This is a genomic window from Amaricoccus macauensis (assembly GCF_014201905.1).
GTDB classification, from domain to species: domain Bacteria; phylum Pseudomonadota; class Alphaproteobacteria; order Rhodobacterales; family Rhodobacteraceae; genus Amaricoccus; species Amaricoccus macauensis.
In genome coordinates, this window is sequence record NZ_JACHFM010000015.1 from 1 (window position 1) to 3,537 (window position 3,537).

At 64.3% G+C, this 3,537-nt stretch carries 3 protein-coding genes; all 3 read right to left on the reverse strand.

Translation table 11 applies throughout. The annotated features are described in order from the left end of the window. Nucleotides 1–80 precede the first annotated feature (80 nt). From fusA to rpsL, 3 genes are read right to left on the reverse strand one after another with little or no spacing between them, the layout of a single operon-like run. Nucleotides 81–2,198: an elongation factor G gene (gene fusA / locus HNP73_RS22760; protein ID WP_184155699.1), complete on the reverse strand. Its 2,118-nt coding sequence runs from the start codon at nucleotides 2,196–2,198 to the stop codon at nucleotides 81–83. A 24-nt stretch (nucleotides 2,199–2,222) separates the two neighbouring features. Then, nucleotides 2,223–2,693, reverse strand: coding sequence for a 30S ribosomal protein S7 (gene rpsG / locus HNP73_RS22765; RefSeq protein WP_184155702.1), 471 nt, complete (start codon nucleotides 2,691–2,693; stop codon nucleotides 2,223–2,225). Between the two features lie 26 nt (nucleotides 2,694–2,719). Further along, nucleotides 2,720–3,091 (reverse strand): 30S ribosomal protein S12, encoded by a 372-nt coding sequence (rpsL, locus tag HNP73_RS22770; protein WP_184155704.1) that lies wholly within the window; start codon nucleotides 3,089–3,091, stop codon nucleotides 2,720–2,722. Nucleotides 3,092–3,537 lie beyond the last annotated feature (446 nt).

A 3,537-nucleotide genomic window follows, 5' to 3' on the forward strand; every position in this document is an offset into this window, starting at 1 on the left:
ATGGCCTCCTCTGGGTCCGGGCGCACCGGCCCGCATGTTCATGTGATGGCCGGGCGCCCTCGCCCGGCCAATTCCTCGGGTCAGGCGAACTTCGCCTGGATCTCGTCCGAAATGTTCTGCGGCACCGCGTCGTAGTGGTCGAACTGCATGGTGAACACCGCACGGCCCGAGGACATCGAGCGCAGCGTGTTGATGTAGCCGAACATGTTCGCGAGCGGGACCATGGCCGCGATGGCGATGGCGTTGCCGCGAGTGTCCTGACCCTGCACCTGGCCGCGACGCGAGGTGAGGTCACCGATGATGCTGCCGGTATATTCGTCCGGCGTCACCACCTCGACCTTCATGATCGGCTCGAGCAGCTTCGCACCGGCCTTCTTCAGGCCGTCGCGCATCGCCTGCCGGGCCGCGATCTCGAAGGCGAGAACCGACGAGTCGACGTCGTGATAGGCACCGTCGATCAGCTGAACCTTGAAGTCGATGACCGGGAACCCGGCGAGCGGACCGGAGTCCATCACCGACTGGATACCCTTCTCGACGCCCGGGATGTATTCCTTCGGCACCACGCCGCCGACGATCTTGTTCTCGAACGAGTAGCCCTCGCCCGGCTCCGTCGGCACGATGACGAGCTTGATGCGCGCGAACTGGCCGGAACCACCCGTCTGCTTCTTGTGGGTGTAGTCGATTTCGGCCTTCTTCGAGATCGTCTCGCGGTACGCCACCTGCGGCGCGCCGATGTTCGCCTCGACCTTGAACTCGCGCTTCAGGCGATCGACGAGGATGTCGAGGTGAAGCTCGCCCATCCCCTTCATGATCGTCTGGCCCGACTCGATGTCGGTCTCGACGCGGAACGACGGATCCTCGGCCGCGAGCCGCTGCAGGCCCTGGCTCATCTTCTCCTGGTCGTTCTTGGTCTTCGGCTCGATCGCGATCTCGATCACCGGCTCCGGGAAAGTCATGGTCTCGAGGACCACCGGCTTCGTCGGATCGCAGACCGTGTCGCCGGTCGTGGTGTCCTTCAGACCCGCGAGCGCGATGATGTCGCCGGCAAACGCCTCGTCGATCTCCTCGCGGTTGATCGCGTGCATCATCATCATGCGGCCGACGCGCTCGCGCTTGCCCTTGGTCGAGTTCATCATCTGGTCGCCCTTGCGCAGGACGCCCGAGTAGATGCGCGTGAAGGTGAGCGAGCCGACGAACGGATCGTTCATGATCTTGAAGGCGAGGCCGGCGAAGGGCTGCGTGTCATCGGCGGAACGCGCGATGTCACGGACTTCCTCTTCGTCGCCCGGCGCGAAGCCCATGTAGGCGGGCACGTCGAGCGGGCTCGGCAGGTAGTCGATGACGGCGTTCAGCATCGGCTGCACGCCCTTGTTCTTGAACGCCGAGCCACAGATCACCGGCACGAACTTCATCGCGAGCGTGCCCTTGCGGATCAGCTTGCGCAGGGTCTCGATGTCGGGCTCCTCGCCTTCGAGGTAGGCCTCCATCGCCACGTCATCGAGCTCGACCGCGAGTTCGATCATGGTCGAGCGCATCTCGGCGGCCTGTTCGGCGAGCTCGGGGCGAATCGCCTGGCGGGTCCAGGACGCGCCAAGATCGTCGCCCTTCCACGTCCACTCTTCCATCGTCACGAGGTCGACGTGGCCCTCAAGGGCGCTCTCGGAACCGATCGGCAGCTGCACCGGGCACGGGACGGCGCCGGTCCGGTCCTTGATCATCCTGACGCAGTTGAAGAAATCGGCGCCGATCTTGTCCATCTTGTTGACGTAGACAATGCGCGGCACCTTGTAGCGGTCAGCCTGACGCCACACGGTCTCGGTCTGCGGTTCCACACCGGCGTTGGCATCGAGCACACACACCGCGCCGTCGAGCACGGCGAGGCTGCGCTCCACTTCGATGGTGAAGTCGACGTGGCCGGGGGTGTCGATGATGTTGAAGCGGTGCTTCGGAGAGTTCGGCGTCTTGCCGTCCTCGGTACGCTCCCAGAACGTGGTGGTCGCGGCCGAGGTAATGGTGATGCCCCGCTCCTGCTCCTGCTCCATCCAGTCCATCGTCGCGGCCCCGTCATGGACCTCGCCGAGCTTGTGGCTCTTGCCGGTGTAGAAGAGGATACGCTCGGTCGTCGTCGTCTTGCCGGCATCGATGTGCGCCATGATGCCGAAGTTACGGTAGAGATCGAGGGGATATTCGCGGGCCATCTGCCTGTTCCTAACCTTCCGCCGTCACCAGCGGTAATGGCTGAACGCCTTGTTGGCGTCGGCCATCTTGTGAGTATCTTCACGCTTCTTCACGGCGGCGCCACGCATGTTGGCGGCGTCGAGCAACTCGCCGGCGAGGCGCTCTTCCATGGTGTGCTCGTTACGGGCACGGGAAGCCTTGATCAGCCAGCGGATCGCCAGAGCCTCGCGGCGCTCCGGACGCACCTCGACCGGCACCTGGTAGGTGGCACCACCGACGCGGCGCGAGCGGACCTCGACCGAGGGCTTCACGTTGTCGAGCGCCTCGTGGAACACTTCCACCGGGGGCTTCTTCAGCTTGGTCTCGACCCGCTCCAGCGCGCCGTACACGATGCCCTCGGCGGCCGACTTCTTGCCGTCGTACATCAGGTTGTTCATGAACTTCGTGACCACGCGGTCGCCGAACTTGGCGTCCGGCAGGATCTCGCGCTTCTCGGCCTGGCGACGTCGCGACATGCCCTATCTCCTCGTTTCGCCAGAAATCACTTCGGACGCTTCGCGCCGTATTTCGACCGGCGCTGCTTGCGGTTCTTCACGCCCTGGGTATCGAGCACACCACGCAGGATGTGGTAGCGCACGCCCGGAAGGTCCTTCACGCGGCCGCCACGAATGAGCACGACCGAGTGCTCCTGCAGGTTGTGGCTCTCGCCGGGGATGTAGCTGATGACCTCGAAACCGTTCGTGAGACGGACCTTCGCCACCTTACGCATGGCCGAGTTCGGCTTCTTCGGCGTAGTCGTGTAAACCCGCGTGCACACGCCCCGCTTCTGCGGGCTGCCCTGCAGATGCATGGATTTCGACCGGTTCACACGCGGCTGCCGCGGTTTGCGGATCAGCTGTTGGATCGTTGGCATTCGAGTCCTGACCTCGTCTCCACCGTTTCGTCCCGGCCCCGGCCGGAAGTTCCGACCTCCCGGGACCAATCGAAGCATCGCTCTCGCGAATGCCAAAGCGGCCACGGCGGGACCGTCCATCGGTCCGCCGCGGCGAAATTCCAGAGGACTGGGGCTTTCGCCCGAGTCGTGACCGCCAGTTCAAAGGCTTGTTCCGGATGAGCCGAGGCCCTTCCGGAGCGCGCGGTAACTAAGGGAATCGCTACCTCTTGTCAACACACTGTCCGCGCCGGGGGCCGGGATTTCCTTCCACGGCCCGTTCGTGGCCCGTCCATGCGCTGTCACACTATATATATGGTGCGCCACCCGAGGGCCACACGGCTTGCACTGAAGGAAATTTACAACTATCTCGCCGCTCGCAGAACCAGGGGCCGCCGCCGCGGCCCGTGCCAGCTCAGGAAAGACGA

Excerpts from the sequence above, each read along its gene's own strand:
- rpsL (WP_184155704.1), bottom strand. The coding sequence starts at position 3,091 with ATGCCAACGATCCAACAGCTGATCCGCAAACCGCGGCAGCCGCGTGTG.
- fusA (WP_184155699.1), bottom strand. The coding sequence starts at position 2,198 with ATGGCCCGCGAATATCCCCTCGATCTCTACCGTAACTTCGGCATCATG.
- rpsG (WP_184155702.1), bottom strand. The coding sequence starts at position 2,693 with ATGTCGCGACGTCGCCAGGCCGAGAAGCGCGAGATCCTGCCGGACGCC.